23 protein-coding genes are annotated in these 22,000 nt (G+C 67.5%); 7 read left to right on the forward strand and 16 right to left on the reverse strand.

Translation table 11 applies throughout. From position 1 onward, the window contains the following. Window positions 1-178: 178 nt before the first annotated feature. Entirely contained in the window at window positions 179-1,504 is a 1,326-nt protein-coding gene (gene ectB, locus C5E07_RS18265) for a diaminobutyrate--2-oxoglutarate transaminase (RefSeq protein ID WP_104244701.1), read from the reverse strand. 202 nt (window positions 1,505-1,706) lie between these two features. Between ectB and C5E07_RS18270 the strand changes: the two genes are divergently transcribed. Further along, window positions 1,707-2,039, forward strand: a complete 333-nt coding sequence (locus C5E07_RS18270; protein ID WP_104301405.1) for a nuclear transport factor 2 family protein — start codon at window positions 1,707-1,709, stop codon at window positions 2,037-2,039. 47 nt (window positions 2,040-2,086) lie between these two features. Here the strand turns inward: C5E07_RS18270 and C5E07_RS18275 are convergent, their stop codons facing one another. From C5E07_RS18275 to C5E07_RS18290, 4 genes are all read right to left on the reverse strand, one after another. Further along, complete coding sequence (locus C5E07_RS18275; RefSeq protein WP_146080652.1) at window positions 2,087-3,013, reverse strand: hypothetical protein; 927 nt, start codon at window positions 3,011-3,013, stop codon at window positions 2,087-2,089. 207 nt (window positions 3,014-3,220) lie between these two features. Beyond that, window positions 3,221-3,862 (reverse strand): DUF937 domain-containing protein, encoded by a 642-nt coding sequence (locus C5E07_RS18280; protein ID WP_104301409.1) that lies wholly within the window; start codon window positions 3,860-3,862, stop codon window positions 3,221-3,223. Between the two features lie 129 nt (window positions 3,863-3,991). Continuing rightward, entirely contained in the window at window positions 3,992-4,444 is a 453-nt protein-coding gene (locus C5E07_RS18285) for an Lrp/AsnC family transcriptional regulator (protein ID WP_258064046.1), read from the reverse strand. A 124-nt stretch (window positions 4,445-4,568) separates the two neighbouring features. Continuing rightward, entirely contained in the window at window positions 4,569-6,029 is a 1,461-nt protein-coding gene (locus tag C5E07_RS18290) for an aldehyde dehydrogenase (protein WP_258064047.1), read from the reverse strand. A 197-nt stretch (window positions 6,030-6,226) separates the two neighbouring features. Here C5E07_RS18290 and C5E07_RS18295 point away from each other — a divergent pair, with 197 nt between their 5' ends. The 4 genes from C5E07_RS18295 to C5E07_RS18310 all read left to right on the forward strand — a co-directional run bounded on the left by C5E07_RS18295 (window position 6,227) and on the right by C5E07_RS18310 (window position 11,351). Further along, window positions 6,227-7,687 carry an APC family permease gene (locus C5E07_RS18295; protein ID WP_258064048.1) on the forward strand — a complete coding sequence of 487 codons (1,461 nt, stop codon included), beginning with the start codon at window positions 6,227-6,229 and terminating at the stop codon, window positions 7,685-7,687. 43 nt (window positions 7,688-7,730) lie between these two features. Further along, a complete protein-coding gene (locus C5E07_RS18300; protein ID WP_104301419.1) occupies window positions 7,731-9,164 on the forward strand; it encodes an FAD-binding oxidoreductase in 1,434 nt (477 codons plus the stop codon). Beyond that, window positions 9,161-9,568: a cupin domain-containing protein gene (locus C5E07_RS18305; protein WP_258064049.1), complete on the forward strand. Its 408-nt coding sequence runs from the start codon at window positions 9,161-9,163 to the stop codon at window positions 9,566-9,568. The genes C5E07_RS18300 and C5E07_RS18305 overlap by 4 nt, the downstream gene beginning before the upstream one ends. A 946-nt stretch (window positions 9,569-10,514) precedes the next feature. Further along, a complete protein-coding gene (locus C5E07_RS18310; RefSeq protein ID WP_146080653.1) occupies window positions 10,515-11,351 on the forward strand; it encodes a hypothetical protein in 837 nt (278 codons plus the stop codon). Window positions 11,352-11,413: 62 nt separating this feature from the next. On the opposite strand, the gene C5E07_RS18315 is transcribed toward C5E07_RS18310, so the two are convergent. The 4 genes from C5E07_RS18315 to C5E07_RS18330 form a co-directional block, all read right to left on the reverse strand. Next, window positions 11,414-12,478, reverse strand: coding sequence for a hypothetical protein (locus tag C5E07_RS18315; protein ID WP_104301424.1), 1,065 nt, complete (start codon window positions 12,476-12,478; stop codon window positions 11,414-11,416). Between the two features lie 61 nt (window positions 12,479-12,539). After that, window positions 12,540-12,884 (reverse strand): hypothetical protein, encoded by a 345-nt coding sequence (locus C5E07_RS18320; protein WP_104301426.1) that lies wholly within the window; start codon window positions 12,882-12,884, stop codon window positions 12,540-12,542. Next, entirely contained in the window at window positions 12,881-14,068 is a 1,188-nt protein-coding gene (locus C5E07_RS18325) for an ATP/GTP-binding protein (protein WP_104301428.1), read from the reverse strand. The genes C5E07_RS18320 and C5E07_RS18325 overlap by 4 nt, the downstream gene beginning before the upstream one ends. Before the next feature lie 69 nt (window positions 14,069-14,137). Further along, window positions 14,138-15,565 carry a DUF2130 domain-containing protein gene (locus C5E07_RS18330; RefSeq protein WP_104301430.1) on the reverse strand — a complete coding sequence of 476 codons (1,428 nt, stop codon included), beginning with the start codon at window positions 15,563-15,565 and terminating at the stop codon, window positions 14,138-14,140. Window positions 15,566-15,702: 137 nt separating this feature from the next. Between C5E07_RS18330 and C5E07_RS18335 the strand changes: the two genes are divergently transcribed. After that, window positions 15,703-15,894 carry a glycine zipper family protein gene (locus tag C5E07_RS18335; protein WP_104301432.1) on the forward strand — a complete coding sequence of 64 codons (192 nt, stop codon included), beginning with the start codon at window positions 15,703-15,705 and terminating at the stop codon, window positions 15,892-15,894. A gap of 6 nt (window positions 15,895-15,900) precedes the next feature. Here the strand turns inward: C5E07_RS18335 and C5E07_RS18340 are convergent, their stop codons facing one another. From C5E07_RS18340 to C5E07_RS18355, 4 genes are all read right to left on the reverse strand, one after another. After that, the gene (locus tag C5E07_RS18340) at window positions 15,901-16,176 is read right to left on the reverse strand and encodes a DUF1905 domain-containing protein (RefSeq protein ID WP_104244723.1); all 276 of its coding nucleotides are present in this window, start codon (window positions 16,174-16,176) and stop codon (window positions 15,901-15,903) included. Window positions 16,177-16,263: 87 nt separating this feature from the next. Further along, on the reverse strand, window positions 16,264-17,700 hold the full coding sequence (locus C5E07_RS18345) for a DUF4041 domain-containing protein (RefSeq protein WP_104301434.1): 1,437 nt from the start codon (window positions 17,698-17,700) through the stop codon (window positions 16,264-16,266). Between the two features lie 62 nt (window positions 17,701-17,762). Continuing rightward, window positions 17,763-18,356, reverse strand: coding sequence for an NAD(P)H-dependent oxidoreductase (locus C5E07_RS18350; protein ID WP_104301436.1), 594 nt, complete (start codon window positions 18,354-18,356; stop codon window positions 17,763-17,765). A 34-nt stretch (window positions 18,357-18,390) separates the two neighbouring features. Further along, window positions 18,391-19,380, reverse strand: coding sequence for a YafY family protein (locus tag C5E07_RS18355; RefSeq protein ID WP_104301438.1), 990 nt, complete (start codon window positions 19,378-19,380; stop codon window positions 18,391-18,393). A gap of 110 nt (window positions 19,381-19,490) precedes the next feature. On the opposite strand from C5E07_RS18355, the gene C5E07_RS18360 reads away from it, so the two are divergent. Next, window positions 19,491-19,952 (forward strand): VOC family protein, encoded by a 462-nt coding sequence (locus C5E07_RS18360; RefSeq protein WP_104244729.1) that lies wholly within the window; start codon window positions 19,491-19,493, stop codon window positions 19,950-19,952. A 28-nt stretch (window positions 19,953-19,980) separates the two neighbouring features. Here C5E07_RS18360 and C5E07_RS18365 read toward each other — a convergent pair whose 3' ends face one another. The 3 genes from C5E07_RS18365 to C5E07_RS18375 all read right to left on the reverse strand — a co-directional run bounded on the left by C5E07_RS18365 (window position 19,981) and on the right by C5E07_RS18375 (window position 21,933). Further along, the gene (locus tag C5E07_RS18365; RefSeq protein ID WP_146080654.1) at window positions 19,981-20,643 is read right to left on the reverse strand and encodes a hypothetical protein; all 663 of its coding nucleotides are present in this window, start codon (window positions 20,641-20,643) and stop codon (window positions 19,981-19,983) included. A 137-nt stretch (window positions 20,644-20,780) separates the two neighbouring features. After that, on the reverse strand, window positions 20,781-21,446 hold the full coding sequence (locus C5E07_RS18370; protein ID WP_104301442.1) for a VOC family protein: 666 nt from the start codon (window positions 21,444-21,446) through the stop codon (window positions 20,781-20,783). A gap of 28 nt (window positions 21,447-21,474) precedes the next feature. Further along, window positions 21,475-21,933 carry an Lrp/AsnC family transcriptional regulator gene (locus C5E07_RS18375; protein ID WP_104301444.1) on the reverse strand — a complete coding sequence of 153 codons (459 nt, stop codon included), beginning with the start codon at window positions 21,931-21,933 and terminating at the stop codon, window positions 21,475-21,477. Between the last annotated feature and the right edge of the window lie 67 nt (window positions 21,934-22,000).

The following is a 22,000-nucleotide window of genomic DNA, read 5'->3' on the forward strand; positions in this document are numbered from 1 at the left end:
CTCCCGCCCCCGCCCCCGCCCCGCCCCCACAGCCACAGGAGCGAGCCAGAAGCATGTTGCCGGCGCGCGGAGGGTGTTTCTGGGTGACTTGTCTGTGCCCGGGGCGCAGAGACAGAGACGCGCCCCCGGCGACCGTGAAGGTCGGGCCGGGGGCGCGTCTGTCGAGTGCTGCGAGCAGCTACGCGTGCGAGGCGGCGTGGTCTTCCACGGCGTGCTCGGCTTCGGAGTCGTCACCGGAGAGGACCGCGTCGAGGCTCTCGCGCACGATGCGGAGACCCGTCTGCAGTTCATCGCTGGTGAGCGTGAGCGCCGGGAGGAACTTGAGGACCTCTTCGAAAGCGCCCGCGGTCTCGATGACGAGTCCACGCTGGAACGCCTCGGCGGAGATGCGCGAAGGCAGGTCGCGGTCGTCGAGGCTGACGATGCCGTACATGAGGCCGCGGCCGCGCACCGTGAGGCCGAGCTGCGGGTAGTCGGCGGCGATGCTCTCGAGGCCAGCGCGCAGTTCGGCGGAACGCTCCGCGACCGTCGTCATGAACACGTCGTCAGCCCAGTACTGCTCGAGCGCGACGCGTGCCGTGACGAATGCGAGGTTGTTGCCGCGGAAGGTTCCCGTGTGGGCGCCCGGCTTCCACACATCCACTGCAGGGCGGAGGAGGACCAGCGACATGGGCAGGCCGGATGCGGAGATCGACTTCGACACCGTGACGAGGTCGGGGACGATGCCAGACTCCTCGAACGCGAAGAAGGATCCGCTGCGGCCGATGCCGGCCTGGATCTCGTCGAGGATCAGCAGGATGCCGCGCTCTTCCGTGATCGTGCGGAGGCGCCGCAGCCATTCGGGGCTCGCGACGTTGATGCCGCCCTCGCCCTGGATGGCTTCGACGATGACGGCGGCGGGCAGGTCGAGGCCGCTGCCGGTGTCGTCGAGCATCTTCTCGAACAGGTCGAGCGTGTCGAGCTTGTCGCCCAGGTATCCCTCGAAGGGGAGGCGGGTGACGTCGCCGAGGGTCGTGCCGGCAGCATCGCGGTACTTCTTGTTGCCGGTGACGGCGACCGCGCCGAGGCTGAGGCCGTGGAAGCCGTTCGTGAACGCGACCACGTTCGTGCGCCCCGTCGCCTGGCGTGCGACCTTGAGGGCCGCCTCGACGGCGTTGGCGCCGGTGGGACCCGTGAACTGGATCTTGTAGTCGTAGCCGCGCGGCTCGAGCACGTACTGCTCGAACGCCTCGATGAACGCCCGCTTCGCGGAGGTCGCCATGTCGAGGCCGTGGAGGATGCCGCCGTGCTCGATGTACTCGACGAGCGCCTTCGTGAACAGCGGGTTGTTGTGCCCGTAGTTGAGCACGCCCGCTCCCGCGAAGAAGTCGAGGTATTCGTCGCCGTCTGCCGTCACGAGGGTCGAACCTGATGCGCGGTCGAACACCACGGGGAATGAGCGGATGTATCCGCGGACTTCTGACTCGCGACGGTCAAATACTTCAAGGGGCGAGAAGTCGCTCATGCTCAGTTCACCTTCTGCTTGTTGACGGGGCCCGTTTGTGACGGGCCGGGCTTGCCTTTATGGAGCCGCAGGGCGGATGCGTGGGGCTGGTCGCCGCGCATCCTGAGATTCTGAGCTTACGGCTATGCCCGGGAATCCGGAGGCTGGCTTGCTACATTGTGGCCGTTCGGGCGGCGATCGTCCGCAACGAGATGGGGGTTCCATGACTGAGATCACAGTGCCTGCGCCGGTGCAGGCCCTTGTCGATGCGATCAACGACGGTGATGAGCAGGCGTTCGTCGACGCGTTCGCCGAAGACGGCTGCGTCGATGACTGGGGCCGCGTGCTCGAAGGGCGAGAGGGTGTCAGCAGCTGGGCGCAGAGTGACGCCATCGGGCAGAGCGCTCAGATGGTCATCAAGGAGGCGACGACCGAGGGCGACACGACCGAGTTGTTCTTCGACTGGCGCAGCAACCGTTTCAACGGCACCTCGCGCGCGTTCGTGACTGTCGAGGGTGACAAGATCAAGCGGTTCAGCATCCCGTCGCACCGCTAGTCGGCCGATGCGCGGCCTGGCGGTGCGGATTCTGCAGGGGGTGGCGCTCAGCGCACGGTGAAGAGGAATCCGTCGACGAGATCGGTGAGCTGGCTCGGCGTGACCCGTTGGCGCTGAGGGACCAGCCAGGCTGGCTGGATGCTCTCCAGCAGCCCTTCTCGCACCATGATGTCGGCTTGTTGCGCGTATCCGCGGGCCACATCTTCCGATAGGCCGTACAGGACGACGTCGGCGAAGCCGAGGTTATCGGCGAACGTGTCGAGGTAGACGACTCTCGTGGGTCCCGCGCCGCGCTCGCCGAGCGGCAGCTCGTGGAGGTACTGGCTCTCTTCGCGGTATCGGTCCCAGAGCTTCGACCAGCGGCGTTGCAGGGGAGACCGCACGAAGGTGAGTGCGACGACGACGGCGAGCGCTGCGAGGTAGACGGGCACCGCCCAGGCGGGGAGCAGAGGAACCAGGAGCAGCAAGCCGATCGGCACCACCAGGAGGCCCGTGAAGGCGCGGCTGTACGGGCTCCCGAGGAGCCGCGACACCCAGGTCCCGCGGGCCGACGTGTCGACGCGGCGGCGGTCGAGTTCGGCGATGATGTTCGATTTCAGCGCGGCTCTGCGGGCGGGATCGTCGCTGCCGGTGCGGTCGACTCGCGCCCGGTCCGCTGGCCGGCGTGTCCCCGATGGGAAGTAGACGTCCACGACAGCCTGCGACCAGGCGGGAAGCAGTGGATCGTCGCCGAGGAACTCGACCTCCCACCCCGTCGCAACCGGGGGCCGGTAGCCCGCGTCGGTGATTCTCGCCGCGGCACCCGCGTCGTCGACCTCGTGGATGCGCAGCATCCCGCGGTGCGCCAGCCAGAGGAGCTCGCCAGCGAAGGCTGTCTCCCAGCCGCGGCTGTCGTCGTCGAGTCGTTTCAGACGGTGCTGCGCGGCGAGTGGCGTCAGCGGCAGTCGCGAGCCCGGAGAGATCGGCAATTTCATCAGGAGAAGCGCGATCGCGGACGCGGTGATGATCAGGAAGGCGGCGAACGCAATCGCTGCCCACAGGTCCTCGGTGCTGGCAGTGGTGATGGTGGTCTCGTTTCGAAGCAGCGGCCGGATCGGAACGCGCCTGGCGTCAGGCTGCGGGCACGCGGGAGGGGGGAACCGGGCTCGCGGGCCCTCCCGCGCATCCGCGCCTCGATGCGCCTAGCGCTTGCCGCCGCCCAGCAGCCCGCCGAGAATGTCGCCGAGCCCGCCGCCGCCCGCAGCGCCGCCCGAGCCGCCTGCGGCGCCGCCGAGGATTCCGCCCAGGATGTCGCCGAGCCCGCCGCCTGCCGCGCCGCCCGCCTTGCTGCCGGACGCCGAACCGCCGCCGAGGATCCCACCGAGGAGGTCCTCGAGGCCGCCGCCGGAGCTCGCACCCGCCGTGGTGGATGCGCCCTGCTGGCCGCCGAGGAACTTCTTCGCGAGCCACGCGAGCACGATGGGCGCGAGGATCGGGAGCAGCTTCTGCACGAGGCCGGAGGTCTGGCTGCCTGGTGCCGAGCCGAGGGCGGCGGCGACCTGGTCGGTGTTGCTGCCGAACACGTTGTCGACGATCTTCTGGCCGTCGTTCGTGTCGATGTCGGCGAGCGAGACACGGCCGTCGACGAGGGTCGTGTCCTTCTTCGCCAGCGCATGCTCGAGCGATGCGGCGCCGGCGGGGTCGGCCGCGTTGGCCTGCAGCCCGCCGATGAGGGTCGGCAACGCTGCCTGGATCCCCTGCTGCGCGGTCTGCTTGTCGACGCCGAGCTTGCCGGCGATGTCGTCCACCGGGATGAGCGCGAGCAGTTCAGTGATGTCGGTCATGAGTTCCCCTTGATCGATGGCGCGGCACCGATCGTGGGGCCGCGTGAGCCCGAGGGTAGCGGTGGAGGCGGTGGATCCGCCGGAAGATCCGGATGCGGTGCGAGCGCGAGACCTGGAGAACGCGGCCGACTATCCGACGCCCCACCCGTAGGCGAGCTTGTGCGCTTCCAGTACGAAGAAGGTCTCGGTGCGGCGCACGCCGACGGTCGTCTGGAGGCGCTCCAGCAGGAGCTCCTTGTAGTGCTCCATGTCGCGGCAGATCACCTCGACCATGACATCGAAGCCACCGCTCGTGAGCACGACGTAGCTCGTCTCAGGAAGCGCGGACAGCGACTCGCAGACGCTGCGCGCAGCTCCGGGTTCGCAGTGGATGCCCACCATGGCCAGGTGGTCGAAGCCGATCGAGAGCGGGTTCGCGATGCCGACGATCTGCAGGATGCCCGAATCCTCAAGTCGCTGGACTCGGTATCTGACCGACGACGCGGGGTGCCCGGTCTCGTCGGCGATGTCCTTGAAAGAGCGCCGGCCATCCTTCTGCAGGATCGCGATGAGCTGCCGATCGATGTCGTCGAGTTCGTTCACGGCTGCTCCTCGGTTCCTGTGCTGCGGTGTCATCACGTTCTGACCTGCTTTCATGCTCGCACGATGGGGCGGGTCCTGCCGCAGCGCGCATGCTGAGGCAGGACCCGACCGAGGTGGGGTCGGACTAGGAGCCGACGTGGATGGCGCCGGTGCGGAGATCGGTCATGTCGTGCAGCGTGTACATGCCCCCGATGCGTCCCCATCCGGTGCCCTTGCCGCCTGCGCCGCCGAACGGCATGTTGATGTCCCACCAGCCGTTGGAGTCGTTGACGATGACCTGGCCCGTCTCGAGTTCCTCGATGAAGCGGTAGGCCTTGCTGAGGCTCTCCGTGAAGACAGCGGACTGCAGACCGAGGCGGTCGGCGTTCGCGATCCGAAGCGCGTCGTCATCGTCCTTCGCGGTGAGGATCGGCAGCACTGGGCCGAACGATTCCTCCTGCGACAGCAGGCTGGCCTCGCTGACCCCGTCGACGATCGTGAAGTCGTAGTACAGCCCGGTGGGGTGGCCTGGCGCTCGGCCACCGCCGAGAATCACGTCGAAGCCGAGGCGGCGTGCCTCGTCGAGGTGCCGGTCCATCTTGGCGGCCACTCCCTCGTTGTTGAGCGGCCCGAGGTTCACGGTCGGGTCGAACGGGTCGCCGAGGACGACGTGCGAGCTCGCGTAGGCGAGCGCCGATTCGACGAACGCGTCGTGGACGCGGTGGTGCACGATGAGGCGCTCGGTCGCGCAGCAGACCTGGCCGCCGCAGTAGAAGGCGGAATCGACTGCGGCCTTCGCGGCGCGCTCGATGTTCGCGTCCTCGAGGACGACGATGGGGCCGTTGCCGGAGCACTCCATCAAAGAGCGTTTGAGGCCGGCGGTCTGCACGATCTTCGCGCCGGTCGCCGAGGAGCCGATGAAGCCGATCGCGTCGATGCCGGGATGCGACACGAGCTGCGCGCCGAACGGCCCGTCGCCGGGCAGCACGCTGACGAGGCCGTCGGGGACGCCGGCCTCGAGGAGGCAGTCCATGGCTGCGAGCACGGCAAGCGGGGTGTTGCTCGGCGGCTTCACGATGCAGGCGTTCCCGGTCGCGAGGCCCGGGGCGACGAACTCCGTGAACATGAGGAGGGGGAAGTTCCAGGGGGTGATGATGCCCCACGTGCCGACGGGTGCCCGGTAGGTGAACATGCGCTTGTCGATGTCGCTCGATGGCAGGGTCTCGCCGTAGAGGCGCAGCGCATCCTCGGCGTGCAGGTGGAAGAGCTGCGCGGCTTCCTTGATGTCGGCGATCGATTCGGCGACGGGCTTGCCCTGCTCGAGCGTCTGGAGTCGCGCGAGCTCGTCGACGCGTCGTTCGATGGCGTCGCCGATGCGGTGGCAGACCTTCGCCCGTTCGAAGACCCCGAGCTTGCGCCAGGCTTTCTGCGCCGTCCGGGCCTTCTCGACGGCCTTGTCGAGGTCGGCCTGGCCTGGTACGGCGATGGATGCGATGACCTGACCGGTGACGGGGCTCACGACGTCGGTCTGCTCCCCGGTGGAGCCATCGACGAAGTCTCCAGCGAGAAAGAGCTGGGTACGGGTTGCTGCAGGCAGAGTTGTCACTCCGCACCTCCTTGTGTGGTGAACGATCCCCTTCACCCTACGGCGTTGCATTCTCACGAACAAGCAGTTATGTTTCGCAAGAGTTACGTTTTCAGCAACTTGAGCGCCTTTATCTTGCGCCGACGAAGAAGTCGGGGCCAGAGTGGGCGCAGTGCGACGGCGAGAGCATCGCCGCCCCCGAATCGATGGAGTCACGCATGTCGACAGAACAGATCACCGCCGCGGTCCAAGCGGAACACCTTCCCAAGCGGATGCGCTGGTTCGATGGCTTCGCCATGGCGATGACCATGCCGGCCGCGCTGATCGCCACGCTCGGCGCATCCATCGCCGGCCTCGGCGGCTGGGGTGCCGCCGTGCTGTGGGCCATCTCGATGCTGCTCGCGATGGGGGTCAACTGGATCTACACGGAGTTGGCGACGATGTTCCCCGACTCGTCCGGCGGTATCGCGCACTACGCAGCGGAGGCCTGGAAGAAGCGCGCGCCCTGGGTTGCACCCCTCGCCGGCGTCGGCTACTGGCTGCCGTGGGGCACGAACCTCGCCACCTACGGTGCCGTAACGGGCTCTCTCGTCATGGCCCAGTGGTTCCCCGACCAGGACTGGGTGCTGCAGCTCGGCCCGGTCTCGATCACGTTCCCCGTCATGGTGGGCCTCATCGTGATCGGCGTCATGTACCTGATCAACGTCATTGGCGTGCGCGTGACGATGACCTTCGTCTACGTGACCGCGGCGATACTCATGATCCCGCTCTTCGTCTTCATCGTGTTCCCGCTGTTCCAGTCCGACTGGGCGCCCTTGGACCTCACGTGGAACCTGCACGGCATCGAAGGCCTCCACACGGCCATCGTGTGGCTGTACATCATGGCCTGGACGACCTTCGGCATCGAAGTGTGCGCCACCTTCGCGCCCGAGTACCGCGACTCCGTGAAGGACACGACGCGCGCGATCAAGGCGTCCGTCCTCTTCTGCCTCGGCGTGTTCTTCCTCGTGCCGCTCACCCTCGGCGGGTACGCCGGTGAGGCCGCCATCGCCGAAGACCCTGCCACGTTCTTCATCGCGAGCTTCGCCGACCTGGTGGGCGGCGCGTCCGACTTCATGGTCGTGTGCCTCATCGCCTCGCTGCTGCTCATCATGACCACGTCGGTGGCGGATGCGTCGCGCGTTCTCTTCAACATGGGCAAGGAGGGCGTGACGGTCCGCGGCTTGGGTGTCCTCAACAAGCGCGGCGTGCCACTCCGCTCGCTCAACGTGATGCTCGTCATGAACGTCGTGATCCTCGTGGTGCTGCAGAACCCGCTCGCCATCATCGTCACGGGCAACCTCGGCTACATCCTCACGCACCTGCTCGCCGTCTCCGGCTTCTTCCTGCTTCGCAAGGACCGGCCCGACGCGGAGAGGCCCATCAAGCTTCCCCGGTTCTTCGTCCCGCTCTCGATCGTCCTGTCCGTGATCCTCGCCATCATCCTGGTCGTGGGGGCAACGGGCTTCTCGGTCACCGGCTACGGCGGTTTCCTCGAGCTCGGCATCGCTCTCGGTCTGCTGGCGCTCGGTGTCGTCATCTGGGTCTTCGTGCAGCGGGGGACGGATCGTCGAGAGCTTCCATCAACACCCGACAGTGCGTCCACCCAAACGGTAGGTACGCAGGGTAGACACGACTAGGCACCAGCAGACAGATGGCCATCACCCCCAAACGGAGGACACCATGACCACGTTCGATCGAGCAGAAGCCGAGATCAGCGAGGAACGCGTCGCAGCATCCCTCGCCGGTGCGAAGGCGACGACCTACTGGCTCGACGACCCGGGCCGCCCGGAGGCCCTGCCACCGCTGCGCGGCAACCACACGGCCGATCTCGTGATCGTGGGTGGCGGATACACGGGACTGTGGACCGCCCTGCTGGCGAAGGAGCGCGACCCGAAGCGAAAGGTCGTGCTCCTGGAAGGACAGCGGGTCGGCTGGGCGGCATCCGGTCGCAACGGCGGATTCTGCGAGGCGAGCCTCACGCACGGCGCTTCGAACGGCAAGGACCGCCTGCCGCATGAGTTCGCGAAGCTGCAGGCGCTCGGCCTCGAGAATCTGCGCGAGATCGGCGACACCGTCAAGCGGTACAGCATGGACTGCGACTACGAGGAGACCGGGGTGCTGCGCGTCGCCACCGAGCCCCACCAGGTCACGGAACTCGAGGACGAGGCCGTCGGAGATTCGGGCGTCGAGTTCTTCGACCGGCAGCAGGTGCAAGCCGAAGCTGCGTCGCCCCTTTACCTGGCGGGAGCCTACGAACGCGAGGGCACGTCGCTCGTGAACCCCGCGAAGCTCGTGTGGGAGCTGCGGCGCGTGGTGCTCGGCATGGGTGTCGCGATCTTCGAGAACACGCCGGTCCGTTCGCTCGACGCCGACGGGGGCGGGATCACGGTCGGGACCGACGAGGGCAGCGTCTACGCGCAGCGCGTGGCCCTCGGCACGAACGCGTTCCCCGCGCTCATCAAGCGCGACCGCTTCTACACGGTCCCCGTCTACGACTACGTGCTCATGACGAACCCGTTGAGCGACGAGCAGCTCGAATCGATCGGCTGGAAGCGGCGCCAGGGCATCACCGACCTCAACAACCGCTTCCACTACTCGCGACTGGTGACGGATGCGGATGGCCGCACGCGCATCCTCTACGGCGGATACGACGCCGTGTACAACTACGGCGGGCGCATCAAGAAGGAGTACGACCAGCGCCCCAAGACGTTCGAGAAGCTCGCGGCGCACTTCATCGCCACGTACCCGCAGCTGGAGGGGCTCGGCTTCTCCCACAAGTGGGGCGGGGTCATCGACACGTGCACGCGCTTCTTCTCGTTCTTCGACACCGAGTACGACGGCCGCGTCGCGCACGCCGCCGGTTTCACCGGCCTCGGCGTCGGCGCGACCAGGTACGCGGCGAACGTGCTCCTCGACCTGCTGAGCGGCGAGGAGACCGAGCGCACGCGCATGGACTTCGTGAAGAAGAAGCCGCTGCCGTTCCCGCCGGAGCCGTTCGCGTCGTTCGGCGCGAAGGTGTCGCTCGCCGAGATGGCGCGCGCCGACCGCAACGAAGGCAAGCGCGGACTGTGGCTGAAGACGATGGATGCAGTCGGGCTGGGGTTCGACTCGTGAGCGGCGACGGTGCTCGTGAGGCGGATGCCGAGGCCGCGGCCGTGAGTGGGATGCTCCCCGGTTCGGTCGTGCACGCGCGGGGTGCATCCCTGTCGCACGACCCCGTCGAGGGCTGGCAGAAGGTGAGCGGCGAGCCGACGACCGCCGCCCTCAACCTCGGTGCCTTCGCGGGCGCGGAGTTCGGGCTGTGGGAGATGTCTGCCGGGTCGATGCTCGACGTCGAGGCCGACGAGGTGTTCCTCGTCATCAGCGGCACGGCGACGGTCGAGTTCCTCGAGCCGGAACTGCCCTCGATCGACCTCGAACCCGGCTCCATCGTGCGACTCGGTGAAGGGATGCGCACCCGGTGGACCGTCACCGGCGCGCCCCTGCGCAAGCTGTACCTCGTGGAGAGCGGCAGCTAGCGGCGGCGGGGGCGGCGGCTTCGGCTTCCGCCGCCGCTTCTGCTTCCGCCGCCCTGCCTTGGCCGTGATGGCTTTCGGTGACCGTGATGGGTTTTTACCCATCACCGGTCGCCGAAACCCATCACGTGCATCCGAGAAACCCATCAGCGTCGCGAAAACCCCGCACGGACCTTTCTGGGCCGGCACGGAGCCACCGAGCCGCGGGACGAGGCACCGGCCCCGCGCCTCCCTTTGTCCCGGGCCGTGCCTGCCGCTGACGCCGGGTGCGTGATGGCTTTCGGTGACCGTGATGGGTTCTTAACCATCACCGGTCGCCGAAACCCATCACGTGCGTCCGAGAAACCCATCAGCGTCGCGAAAACCCATCCGTGTCGCGAAAACCCATCCGTGTGCTGCCAAGGGCGGATCTCAGGCAGCGGCACGAGGCACCGGCCCCGCGCCTCCCTTTGTCCCGGGCCGCGCCTGCCGCTGGCCCCGGGGTCGTGATGGCTTTCGGTGACCCTCATGGGTTTTTACCCATCACCGGTCGCTAAAACCCATCACGTGCATCCGAGAAACCCATCAGCGTCGCGAAAACCCCGCACGAGCCTTTCCTGAGCCGGCACCGAGCCACCGAGCCACGGAGTCACCGAACCACCAAGCCGCCGAGCCGCCGAGCCGCCGAGCCGCCGAGCCGCCGGGGACGGGGACACCGGGGACCGGGGACCGGGGACCGGGGCACCGCGCCCGCGCCACCGGCGCACCGGTGCGACGCGGGCGGTATCCCGGCTGTGGATAACGCGGAGGAGACGGCGCGCGTCCGTACTCTGGCCGCATGTCTGGACCCGAGAATCTGCCGGATGGCGCCGCAGCCGGTCCCTTCAGCGTCGGGGACGGGCGTCGCGCGGGACTGACGGCGGGCCAGCTGAACTCAGCGGAGTTCACGAGCCCGCACCGAGGCGTGCGGATGCGCGGGATCGCAACCACGCCCCTCGAGATCGCGCAGGCGTTCGTGCCGCGCCTCAGGGAGCGAAGTGTTCTCGGCGGCGTGAGCGCTGCCCGCGTCTGGGGTCTCCCCGTCCCGCGTCGCCTCGACGGCGACTCCACGGTGCACGTCCTCGTCCCGGCGGGCCGGAACCGGCCGGCGGGGCGCGGAATCCGGTCGCGAAGCATCCATGAACAGTTGTGGGATGCCCGCGATCTGCAGGGCACGCCGGTCGCCTCGCCGGCGCTGACCTGGGCGACGGCCGCGAGACGTCTCGAGGTCTCCGAGCTGGTCGTGCTCGGCGATGCACTCGTCGCGACCTCCACGAACTACGAGCGGCTGGTCCGGCCGGACGTCACGCCCGACGGCGCGCGGACAGCCCCAGCGCTTGCTTCACTCGAAGAGCTGGCGGGCATCGCGAATGCCTGGGGAAATCGCGAAGGGGGAGCGTCGCTGAGGGTCGCCGCCGCGCGGATTCGCTGCGGAGTGGAATCGCCGATGGAGACCTGGACCCGGCTGGTGATCGTCGCCGCCGGCTTGCCGGAGCCGGAAGTCGGCGTCGAAGTGTGGAATGGTCCGGAGTTCGTGGGACGGGTCGACCTCGCCTATCGGGCGCAGAGAATTGCCATCGAATATGAGGGTGACCATCATCGGACCGACAAGCGACAGTGGCGGAAGGACATCGGGCGCGTCAACCGTCTGCAGGAAATCGACTGGTTCACCATTCGGGCCACCGCGGCGCAGCTCTGGCCGACGCCGACACGCTTCGTGGACCAAGTGCGCGCCGCGCTGCACAGAGCTGAGGCGCGTGGTGCGTAGCGGGCTGCAGCTCCGCCCGGCGCCAGTGGGCACGACGTCGAAGCTGGTTCTGGTGAAAGCCCTCAGCCCTTCCGGCCGACCATCACCGACCGCGGCGAGTAGTCCTGGCCTCTCCAGTACAGCATCACGCGCTGACGGCCGATTCGGTACTCGTCGCGGCTTCGCTCGTCTTCGTCCGGAGGGAGGGCCTCCTTCGGGGCACCGAGGTGCTCGAGGACTCCTTCGCGCGTGAACGGGGAGAGCCCCGTGATCAGGTACGACGTGCGCGGGTAGTTGGCTTCCGGGGCGTTCCGGTGCGGGTGGAAGACGAGCTCGACGCATCTCACCGCGCCGCCCTTCAATCCCACGATGAGGGAACGATCGGTGCTCCGGTAGGCGCACTGGTACGCGCCCGAGCGGTTGATCTCGATCGGTCCGTCGATGAGCCGGAGCAGCGCGAGGGCCGCGGGATCCTCGATCTTCTTGCCAAGCGCGGCCGCCGCAAGCGTGAGGTCTCCGGCCACCGTGCGCTTCGCGTCGCCGTTGACCCGCATCGTCGGCGGCGTGGATGCGGTTGGGCCGAGCGCGTCGACGAGCGCGGTGAGGCGAGCGACTTCCCGGGCATCGTCTTCGGCCTCGGAATCCTGTGCGGCTTGCTCGCGAAGCAGCGCGGCTGCTCGTGCTTCGTCGCGGTGCCGCGCGAACCGCGACGCCTCGGCGGTCTCTCCGGCCGCCGCGAGCTGCGCTTCGACGATGCGGTGTCCGTTGAGGAGCGAGAGGGCTCGCTCGCTGACGAACAGCATCCCATCTCGCTGGGCGAAGTCGTCGTCCGTGTCCGGACGGCCGGTGGGCGCGAGCCGCTCCCATCGCTCCGGGAGCGCACCCGCGTACGAGACGAACTCCGGCGACTTCGTGACGGTCGCCGTGCGCAGCTCGAACCCAGTGAGGTCCGACGCGCGCAACGCGTCGGCGAGTGCGCCCGTGACGACGAAGTCGGGGAGCACGCTGACGAGCTCGTCGCCCAGCCAGCCCGCGAACTCGCAGCGCAGCGGGTCTGCCTGCGAGCGCGCGCCATTCGCATCGTGCATCCATTCGGCTCCGGCGCCGACGGTTCCGGTCGCTTCGGGTTCCAAAGCGTGGTGCTGCATCGTGGCTCCTTCTTCCCGAGTGCTTCTCGAGATCAGCTGCGGTCGATCGCGGCGAGCGCGGTCAGGGGCGGGGCGGTGTGGGCAGGTCCCAGATGTCGGCGAACCGGGCCGCGATCGCTGGCTGGGTCCAGATCAGCGACAGGCCGGTCGCCGCCGACGAGATGTTGTTCAGCTCCGGGGCGAAGACCACGAACTCGTGGGAGATGGGGCGGCCGGCGCGGTCGGTGCGTCCTTCGGGATCGGGGAAGCGCAGCGCCGCCCGGTCGTCCCCGAGATGCCAGAGTTCGGAGTCGTCACCGAGGCTCGAGAACGCCTTGTCGTACTCGGGCAGGGGGTCGGAGTAGCCGCCGTCGAGGAGGAAGCGATGCCCCCAGGTCCGGCCTCGGGTGGCCCAGATGAGCTTCACTTCTTGCTCCGGAGGAGAATGCCCTTGCGTTCGGCGTCTTCGAGGTCGAGCTTGAAGCGCGTGAGCATCGCCGTGAGGTAGTCGCGCTTGGCGAGCGCCTCCGCGTTCACCGCCTTGAGCTTGTCGCCCGCGAGCGAGGCTCCGCGCTCGATCGCATCCTTCGAGACGAAGGATGCGGCGAGCCCGGCGAGCAGGCCGAGCGGTCCCGGCAGCTTGACCTTCTTGATGACGAACAAGGCCCCCATCGCCGCGACGCCGGCCACGTCGCCGGCCTTGCCGAAGATCTTCTCGGCCACCTTGCCGCCGTCGTGCAGCGTCTTGGCCCACTTGACGTGGCGTTCGAAGGGGAGGATGGCGGCCAGAGGGAGGACGGCGTCGACTCCGACCCGCTGGGTCACTTCGATCTTGCCTGGCTCGAACTTCGCGGAGGAGAGCAGGATGAAGTCCTCGGCGAACGACATCGCCTCGGGTGCTTCCACGAAGCCGCGCAGCTCCTGGCGCAGCTGATCGAGCTCGTCGCTGACCTTCTCGACGAGGAGCGCCTTGAACCTGTGCGCATCCATCCCGGGAAGCAGGTCGGACTTGGACAGCGCCAGCACCCAGATGCGCGGGAACTGCGTCAGGGGCTTCCCGTCCTTGAGGAGCTCGGGCTTGAGGCGGAGCAGCTCGGAGCGGATGTTGGTGAGGAGCGACTTCAGGTACAGCTCCTCAGAGCCCTCGTTCTCGAGGAGCAGCTGCCCGTCGACGAGCAGCAGCGCGACGTCCGAGCTGAGCAGCGCCGTGAAGGTCTCCACTCGCCGACGGGTCTCCTCGGCGCCCACCGCGGACTCCTCGAACCACTCGCCCGGGTAGTCGTGCCAGACGAGGCGGAGCGCGTCGAACGGCTTCAACTGCTTCGCCCGCTGCTGGGACCAGGCCTTCGGCCGAACCATGAACGAGTAGGCGGTGTGCGAGAAGCGAGTGGATGCGGGCACCTTCGCTGCGTTCTTCATGCCGAGGTAGCTCTGGTACAGCTTGTCGCTCTGCCCCGTGTCGTCGGCGACGACCTCGTACAGGTTGTCCTTCGCGAACTGCGGCTCCTGCGTCGGGCCGTAGAACGAGGAGACGAGCACCGTCTTCCCGCTTCCGCTGCCGCCGAAGACAGCGATGTGCTGCTCTCGCGTCCTGCTCTTCGCTGATGCCATGGGGGCGTCTCCTGCGGGTCGGGGCGGGTTTCCGCGGGTCTCGCGGAAGTGGTGCGCGGAGCGTCGAGCCTAGGCGCTCGCCTCTGCGGCGTCCTGGGAACTGTCGCCGCCGCCGCCCAGCTCCGCGAACTTCTGCGTCATCGTCGGGTTGCCGCGAGTGAGCTTCTTGATGGTGACGTCCTGCGCCTTGTCGTTCGCGAGGCGCAGGTTGCGTTCGGAGCCGAGGAGCGCATCCTTCACCTTCTGGAGCCGGGCGATGGCCTTGTCGATCTCGTCGATCGCCTCCCCGAAGCGGCGGGATGCGAGCTCGTAGTTGCGGCCGAAGGCGTGCTGGAACTCGTCGAGTCGCTCCTCGAAGTTCGTGACGTCGACGTTCTGCGCCTTCACCGACGCGAGCTCCGCCTTGTACTTGAGGGCACCCGTTGCAGCCGTGCGCAGGAGGCTGATGAGGGGGATGAAGAACTGCGGCCGAACGACGTACATCTTCGGGTAGCGGTGGGAGACGTCGACGATGCCCGTGTTGTACAGCTCGCTGTCGGGCTCGAGGAGGGAGACGAGGACGGCGTACTCGCAGCCCTTCTCGGTGCGGTCCTTGTCGAGCTCCTTGAGGAAGTCCTCGTTGCGCTTCTTCGTGGCCGTGCCGTCTGCTTCGTTCTTCATCTCGAACATGATCGACACGATCTCCGTGCCGTCGGTGTCGGAGTCGCGGAAGATGTAGTCGCCCTTGCTGCCGCTGCGAGCGTCGTTGTCCTTCTCGAAGTACGCGTTCGGGAAGGCGGTGGCGCGGAGCTGGTTGAAGAGCGTCTCGCAGTGCTGCTCGAGGGTCTCCCCGAGCATCTTCGTGGACAGGCGTGCCTTCATGTCCTTGAGGCGCTCGATGGCGTCGTCGCGGTCGCGCAGCTGCGTCTCGTACTTGTCCTTGAGGGAGTTCTCGACGAGCTGGCGTTCGAGCTCCGCCCGCTGCAGGCCGTTCTTCAGCTCGTCGCGTTCCTTCTCGACGCGTCCCACGGCTTCGTTCACGGCCAGCTTCTTCTGCGTCTCGAGCGCGCCGAGCTTCGCTTTCAGCTCCTGGATCTCGGTCTCCTTGGCGGATGCGGCCTGCTGCAGCTCGCTGGCACGCCGCGCCTCCGCGAGCTGCTCTGCGGCCTCGCGCTCCTGTCGTGCCGTCGCGAGTTCGTTCGCGAGTGTGTCGCGCTCCTTCTCGATCTTCTGCAGCGCTTCGGCGATCGCCAGCTTCTGCGAGACCTCACCCGCCTCGAGCTTCGCCTTCAGCTCCTGCAGCTCGGCGTTCTTCTTCGCCGCGGCCGCCTCGAACTCCTGCACGACCCTCGACTCGGCCAGTTCGATCTCGGCGCGCTTCGCCTGCTCGGCGAGCTCGAGCCGCTCGTGGAGGTCCTTCTCGAATTCGCCGTCGCGGACCTGCTTCGCGATATCCGCGTATCCGGCCTCGTCGACCTTGAACGCCTTGTGGCAGTGGGGGCAGGTGATCTCGTGCACGTCAGTTCTCCTTGCAGTGCGTCATCGGCGTTGCTCCGTGTGGTCATCGTAAAGTGCGGCAGCCTCGGGAACGCTCCCCGGGTGTCCGAATGCGACCCAACCGGTGTCTGTGGAGATGAGGCCCCTAACCTGGGCGCATGACGGAACCGGAACGCTCGGAAGGCTCAGGCAGGAAGTCCGCGAACGCGGTCGGGATCGGGATCGCGCTCGGCCTGCCGTTCGGCGCGGCGATCGGGATGCTCCTGCTCGACAACCTCGCGCTCGGCGCAGGCCTCGGGATGCTCGTCGGCATCATCATCGGCGCCGCCTACCAGGCGAGATCGAAGTAGCGGGGCCTACTTCGCCGCGAGGTGCCCGATCACCACGTCGACGCGGTCGCCGACGTCCTTCTTGAGTTTCTTCCTGAGCGCCGCGCTCACCGAGATGAAGTGGTCGCCCTGCCCGGTCGGCATGAGCGCGGAGGTCACGGCCACCCCGTCGACGGTCGTGTCGGCCTTCACCGACTTGCCGGTGCCAAAGAACTCCTTGGAGCCGGGCACCTCGATGACGGACCACGAGGGCATCCATTCCGGATTCACGATTTCACCACTGAAGACGAGCTTGTCGGTCATGGGGTGAGCGTAGCTTCTGCTCTTGTACTTCCGTGGGTCAGCGCGCGTCGTCGGGCTCGTTTTGCATTCGTGGTGGGGTGACGCCCCCTAAGCACTGGCCTCGAGTGCCCGCGAGGCGTTGAACTCCTCGGCCTGCGGATCCAACCTGAAGTCCAAGAGTTCGACGCGTTGTTCTTGCAGAGCATCACGAACCTCGGTTGGTGTCGCTCGGAAGTACTCACGTCTGAAGTTGACCTTGTTGATCCTTCGATCTGCGAAGTGCCTGTGGAGCTGAGCCTCGATTGTGACAGCGTCGTCGGCGAAGAAGAGCGCGTGGACATCGAAGCGAAATGGGACGGAGGCATCGCCAAGTTCGTGCACTCGATCCATGGGCTCGAGTCTTCGGGTGAGGCCAATCTTGACGACTTCAGGTCCGAAGGAGCCAACGTTGCTGATCACGTAGACGTAGCCCGCACGGATGTTTGCTGCTCGGTAGTCCACGTTCTCTATGGCGTGGACAACGTCATCGAGCCGCGCGCGCATTCGTTCGGCCCCGGCAAAATCGCCCTTCGCGTCAAGTGCTGCGATGGTATTGGCGTAGTGGCTGCGCTCCTTCTCTAGGCGCGCCTTCTCTGCTTGCAGTTCCTTCTCTGCTTTCCGCTGCTCACGAAGTTCTTCCTTGTGCGCGCGCTCCGCCTCTTTTTCAGCCTGTTGGGCGCGCAGGTGGCGGTTGGCGAGCTCAAGTTCCTCGAGGCGCAGGGCGTGAAAGTGTGGTGACATGCGGAGTGAGATCATCGTGCCAAGGCGTTCGATCTGTTCTACGGCCTTACTGAGGCGGGACTGGGCGGTGTGGAGATTGCCGGCCCTCACCGCCTTGACACAGTTCTCCGCCTCGGCGTTGTAGGACCGAAGCATGAGCTTGGACATGTCTCGAACGAACTTGCGCCCCTGGGCCTCACTGTTGTTGAACGTAAAGTTGGTGGAGGCCTGGGTTGCTCCACCATCACGGACCGTGATCTTGATTCGTGATCGAACAGCCTCCAAGCGACTCGCAAGGACGATCGAGTCCTCGGCGGGATGTTCGAAGTCGTAGAGCCCATTCTCTTGAATCTCGACTGCTCCCCGAAGATCTAAGAGTCTCGTGTTCAAGGCCGAGGCCTCGTGTTGTCGTTGAGCTAGTTCGTTTTGAGCTCCCCGGATCCGGGATCTTACCTGCTCTTCCTCTGCCAAGAGCGCATCCACCGCTGCGGCGCGTTCTTCGACTTCCAGTAAGCCATGGTGCTCGACCAGCCCCGCAAGTCGTTTGAGTTCCTCGCGCATCAATTCAGCGTGACGACGAGTCCCCAAGACCGGGATCTTCGCGTCCGCGAGTTGCGAGACGACCCGAGGTGTATCCGCTGCCGGACCATGCAGGGCGCTTGTCGTTTGCTGTCCACCGCGCTGCACGTGTTCCGTCCATCGGGCGCCATCCCAGTACCGATGTTCGAACTGCTGAATAGGGTCCGGGTACCAACCGGCGGGAAAGGACGTCTCATTCATGCTCATGAAGAGATGCAACCAGCCCTAGGCGAATCCCCACAACGTCCGGGGATATTCGAATCCGGCTTCTAAGGTCGAAGGCCGACCGCCGCGGCTACCGTTGCGACGGCGGCCTCGAGGCCCAGCTTCACCGAAGCCGCATCCTCCGACTCGCGGATGAAGGCCTTCGCCCCGCGCGGCATGCCGCAGTAGTCGAAGACGCCGTGCTCGATCTGCGTGCTGAACGACTCCTCGTAGCCGTGCCGCGCGAAGGACGCCTCCGAGAAGCCGGAGACCGGCAGCAGGTGCGCCGTCAGGTGCCCGAGCTTCCCCAGCACGCGGCCGTCGTCGCCAAGCTCGAAGGCCCACCCCGTGATGAAGACGCGGTCAATCCACCCCTTCAGCAGCGCCGGCATCGACCACCAGAAGACGGGGAACACAAGGACGACATCGCTCGCGCGGTCGAGTCGCGCCTGCTCGGCGAGCACGTCCGGACCTGTGATCGCCCCGTCCTTGTAATCTGCGCGGTCGCGCGCGGTGAACCGCGGGTCGAAGCCCTCCTGCGCGAGGTGCGCGAGCTCCACCTCCACGCCGTCTGCTTCGAGGCGTTCGCGCAGCTGCAGCGCCGCGGCGTGGGTCAGGGAATCTTCGTCGGGATGCGCGGTCACGATGAGCGTAGGCATCCGATCATTCTCGGGGTCCCACCTCCGACCACGCTCAGGGACGCCGGCTCGCCGCTGCAAGGCGCTCGGCGAGAGCCGTGGATGCTTCGACGAGCTGCTGCGGGCCGAGCACCGTGAAGTCGGCATCGAACCTCGTGATCGACGCGAGGACGCCGGTCCACGACCACGAGCCGAGCAGCACCCGACAGGAGGAGTCGTCGACTTCGGTGACCACCGCATCCGGTAACCACTTCGTGGCTTCGCTCGCTGGAACGCGGAGGAGCAGGTCGCCCGTGCACGGCCACCGGTCTTCCGCGCTCGAGCCTGAGAACCGCGCCGCGAGGAAGGCGGCGGCGTCGCCGCTCGGCAGCTGCCGCTCCTCGAAGTGGGCGCCCAGCTGGCTCCGCGGCACGATCCGGTCCACTCGGTAGACGCGCCACTCACTCCGGTCGAGGTTCCAGGCGACGAGGTACCAGCGCCCGTTCCGTGCGAGCACCGTGTGCGGTTCGAACCGCCGAGGGGGCGTCGGGGTCGCCGCGCCGACGGCGGCGTGCGACGAGTCGCCCGCATAGTCGAACCCAAGCGTGCGGTGCTCCTGGGCCGCTCGGCTCACGAGCTCGAGCACGTCTGGGTCGACGAGCTCCCCGGCCCGCGCGCCGGCCGACCCCGTGAAGCGGATGCCATCGACCCGGTGCCGCAACCTCGACGGCATGACCTGTCGCACCGTCTCCAGGGCACGCGCGGCGGCATCGTCGATATCGACTCCCAGCGCGGGCGCACCGCGCAGTGCCACCGCGATCGCGACGGCCTGCTCGTCGTCGAACCGCAGCGGTGGCAGCTCCGAGCCAGCCGCGAGGCGGTAGCCGCCCGCGGGCCCTTTCCATGCCTCGATCCGATAGTCGAGCTCGCGCAGCCGGTCGATGTCGCGGCGAACGGTGCGCGGGGTCACGTCGAGACGCTCGGCGAGCTCCAGGCCCGACCATTCTCGCCGAGTCTGCAACAGCGACAGCAGGGTGAGGATGCGCGAGGAGGTTGCCGAGGTCATGCGATCAGTGTCCCCCGAGTAGAGGACCGAACCCGTCCGCTACTGCTGTCATCCTCGCCGCAGCGGCACGAGCCGCGCACCATCGAATCCAGTCAGGAAGCGGGAACACCATGAGCATCACCACGACGACCCACCTCAACTTCGCCGGCACCGCGCGCGAGGCACTCGAGTTCTACGCGGGCGTCTTCGGCGGCGAGGTCTCGATCGCCACCTATGCGCAGTTCGGGATGCCCGCCGAGCTGCCGGGCGCATCCAATGTCGTGTTCGGCAGAGTGGATGCCCCCAACGGCTTCCGCGTGCTCGCCTACGACACCCTCGGCGAAGCTGCCGAGGGGCTCGCGGGCGCGGTGGGGGAGACGCGGCGGGAGCAGGGCGCCACCGTGACGACCCAGCCCTTCTTCCTCGCGGCGAGCGGGGACACGCTCGACGAGATCACCGCCTACTGGGATGCCCTGTCCGTGGGGGCCGCCGTCATCGAGCCGCTCGCCGCCTCGGCATGGTCAGCGGGCTTCGGGATGCTCCGCGACCGCTTCGGAGTGACCTGGGTGCTCGATGTCGCGGCTGCCGTCTGAGCCGCCGGGCCGGGGTGTCGGCCACGGCTCACGGTGACATGTCGCCGTGGGCGACGACGCGGCAGAGCTCCACTCGCCCGTCCGGCAGGTGCCAGGCGTGCAGGCGTCTGGCACCCGCCGCCTTGAAGCCGACGGAGTAGCGGAAGCACCTCGCGCCGTCGTCGCGGACGACGTCGTGGGCGTGCGCGCCATTGCCGCTGCGCAGCGGATGCGCGCCCCTCGAGTGCAGGTGCCGACCGCGTCCGGTCACGACGTCGACGGCCGCACGCCACGCTTTCGCCTGGAGCTGCGGCGCGAGTGATCTGACCGAGGCGGCGAAGGCGGGGCCCACGAGGTACTCGCCGAGCGGATGCGCGGCCCGGTCGAACGCGGAGGAGTTCTGCAGCCAGCTGACGTGGATCTGGTGGCGAGCCCATTCCTCCTGGTCGGCGAAGTCGATGCTCGGCACGCCCTCATCCCGGGCCTTCTGGAGGACTCGGAGTCGCTTCTGAACGCCCCGGAGCCGCGCCTCACTCTCGTGGAGTCTCTCGGCGAGGTCGCTGTTCTCCCGGCGGAGTGCGCGCAGCTCTTGGAGGAGCTGCGCGTCGGTCCTGGCGTGCGCGAGCCTTCGTGGCTCGACCTGCTCGCCCGCCTCCACGAGCCGGAGCGTGCCCATCGACATCACTGCTGAGGGTTTGGGTTGCGCGGACATCGGGACTCCTCACCTCGCTGGTACCTGGCGTATTCGGGCCAAGCTATGCGGGCGTCGTCAGCTGCGAAACGGTCGCTGACTCGGGGCGTCTCGGGTCTGAACTTTCCGTCGCACTGCGCTGCGGTGGCGGATGCGCGCTACTCGGGCTTCCATGGGCTGTCGTCGCGCCACGGGGCGACGTCGACTTCGTTGCCCTCCGGGTCGGCGAGCGTCCAGTGCTCCGGGGCGTTGGTGTCGTCGACGATGCGCCCGCCGGCGGCGAGCGCCGCTGCGACGCGAGCGTCAGCCTGGTCGCGTGGAACGTACACGTCGACGTGCATCGTGTTCCGCTCGGCGCGGGGCGCGTCGATCTGCTGCAGCCAGACGTTCGGTCCGACGGCGATCGGGTCGGCGAGGTCTTCGCCACCGCGCCGCTCGTACGCGAGGACTGCTTCCCAGAAGGGGAGCGCGGCATCGACGTCGACGACGTCGATCGCGATCTGGATGCTCTGCACGGCGCCCGTGCTCGCCTCGATGCCCAGCCCGCGGGCGATCTCGGAGATGCGTGCGGCGAGGGCGGTGTCTCGTTCGCTGATATCGCCCACGTCGTGGCTGATGAGGCGCACCATGACCGAGCCGTAGCGGAGGTCCACGTCGGGGTGATGATCGGCTTCGTCGGCGGCGCGGGCGATCTCAGCAACGAACGCGGCACCTTTCGCGAAGCCGCCGGTCGTGAAGTTCGCGCGGGCGCCGTCGCCCACGACCCGCCAGTCGGCGGTGCCGTCCGCTTGCCGAAATTGTCTGGGGGAGACTCGATCGCTCATGACGGCGATTCTCGCCGAAGCGGGTGAGTTATGCCGGTGAGATGTGGCGAGCGGGGAGCGGGCTGGAGTAGACGACGTTCGTCGTGATGCCCCCGAGCATCGCCAGGCGGCTCGTGATCCGCTCGAGGTCCCGCATCGACCTGGCGAGCACCTTGATGATGAAGCAGTCCGCCCCGGTCACATGGTGGGCTTCCACGATCTCCGGCGTCGTCGCGACGAGGTCGTGGAACGGCTTGTAGTTGCCGGAGGGGTAGGCGAGTCGCACGAACGCCATGACCGTGTACCCGAGCGCCTCCGCGTCGACGGTGACCGCGTAGCCGGTGATCACGCCGGTGTCCGTGAGGCGGCGCACCCGCTCCGCCGTCGCGCTGGGCGACAGCAGGACCGACCTGGCGACGTCGGCGATGCTGGCGCGACCGTCCGATTGCAGGTGCGCCAGGATCGCATGATCGGTGCCGTCGAGGCTGGACCGTTGATCGGGTGGCATGAGCCCGAAACTACCGTGGAATCCGTTCCCTCGAGAGCGGAGGGCCGTTGAGTGAGCCTTCACTCTC

It is taken from the genome of Pseudoclavibacter sp. RFBJ3 (genome assembly GCF_002931375.1).
Classification (GTDB): domain Bacteria; phylum Actinomycetota; class Actinomycetes; order Actinomycetales; family Microbacteriaceae; genus Pseudoclavibacter.

Bases quoted from the DNA above. Each gene is read 5' to 3' on its own strand.
- C5E07_RS18340 (WP_104244723.1), bottom strand. From the start codon at position 16,176: ATGACCGACAAGCTCGTCTTCAGTGGTGAAATCGTGAATCCGGAATGG.
- C5E07_RS18270 (WP_104301405.1), top strand. From the start codon at position 1,707: ATGACTGAGATCACAGTGCCTGCGCCGGTGCAGGCCCTTGTCGATGCG.
- C5E07_RS18370 (WP_104301442.1), bottom strand. From the start codon at position 21,446: ATGAGCGATCGAGTCTCCCCCAGACAATTTCGGCAAGCGGACGGCACC.
- C5E07_RS18295 (WP_258064048.1), top strand. From the start codon at position 6,227: ATGTCGACAGAACAGATCACCGCCGCGGTCCAAGCGGAACACCTTCCC.
- C5E07_RS18355 (WP_104301438.1), bottom strand. From the start codon at position 19,380: ATGACCTCGGCAACCTCCTCGCGCATCCTCACCCTGCTGTCGCTGTTG.
- C5E07_RS18360 (WP_104244729.1), top strand. From the start codon at position 19,491: ATGAGCATCACCACGACGACCCACCTCAACTTCGCCGGCACCGCGCGC.
- C5E07_RS18350 (WP_104301436.1), bottom strand. From the start codon at position 18,356: ATGCCTACGCTCATCGTGACCGCGCATCCCGACGAAGATTCCCTGACC.
- C5E07_RS18275 (WP_146080652.1), bottom strand. From the start codon at position 3,013: ATGAAATTGCCGATCTCTCCGGGCTCGCGACTGCCGCTGACGCCACTC.
- C5E07_RS18335 (WP_104301432.1), top strand. From the start codon at position 15,703: ATGACGGAACCGGAACGCTCGGAAGGCTCAGGCAGGAAGTCCGCGAAC.
- C5E07_RS18365 (WP_146080654.1), bottom strand. From the start codon at position 20,643: ATGTCCGCGCAACCCAAACCCTCAGCAGTGATGTCGATGGGCACGCTC.
- ectB (WP_104244701.1), bottom strand. From the start codon at position 1,504: ATGAGCGACTTCTCGCCCCTTGAAGTATTTGACCGTCGCGAGTCAGAA.
- C5E07_RS18315 (WP_104301424.1), bottom strand. From the start codon at position 12,478: ATGCAGCACCACGCTTTGGAACCCGAAGCGACCGGAACCGTCGGCGCC.
- C5E07_RS18280 (WP_104301409.1), bottom strand. From the start codon at position 3,862: ATGACCGACATCACTGAACTGCTCGCGCTCATCCCGGTGGACGACATC.
- C5E07_RS18325 (WP_104301428.1), bottom strand. From the start codon at position 14,068: ATGGCATCAGCGAAGAGCAGGACGCGAGAGCAGCACATCGCTGTCTTC.
- C5E07_RS18300 (WP_104301419.1), top strand. From the start codon at position 7,731: ATGACCACGTTCGATCGAGCAGAAGCCGAGATCAGCGAGGAACGCGTC.
- C5E07_RS18345 (WP_104301434.1), bottom strand. From the start codon at position 17,700: ATGAGCATGAATGAGACGTCCTTTCCCGCCGGTTGGTACCCGGACCCT.
- C5E07_RS18310 (WP_146080653.1), top strand. From the start codon at position 10,515: ATGCGCGGGATCGCAACCACGCCCCTCGAGATCGCGCAGGCGTTCGTG.
- C5E07_RS18375 (WP_104301444.1), bottom strand. From the start codon at position 21,933: ATGCCACCCGATCAACGGTCCAGCCTCGACGGCACCGATCATGCGATC.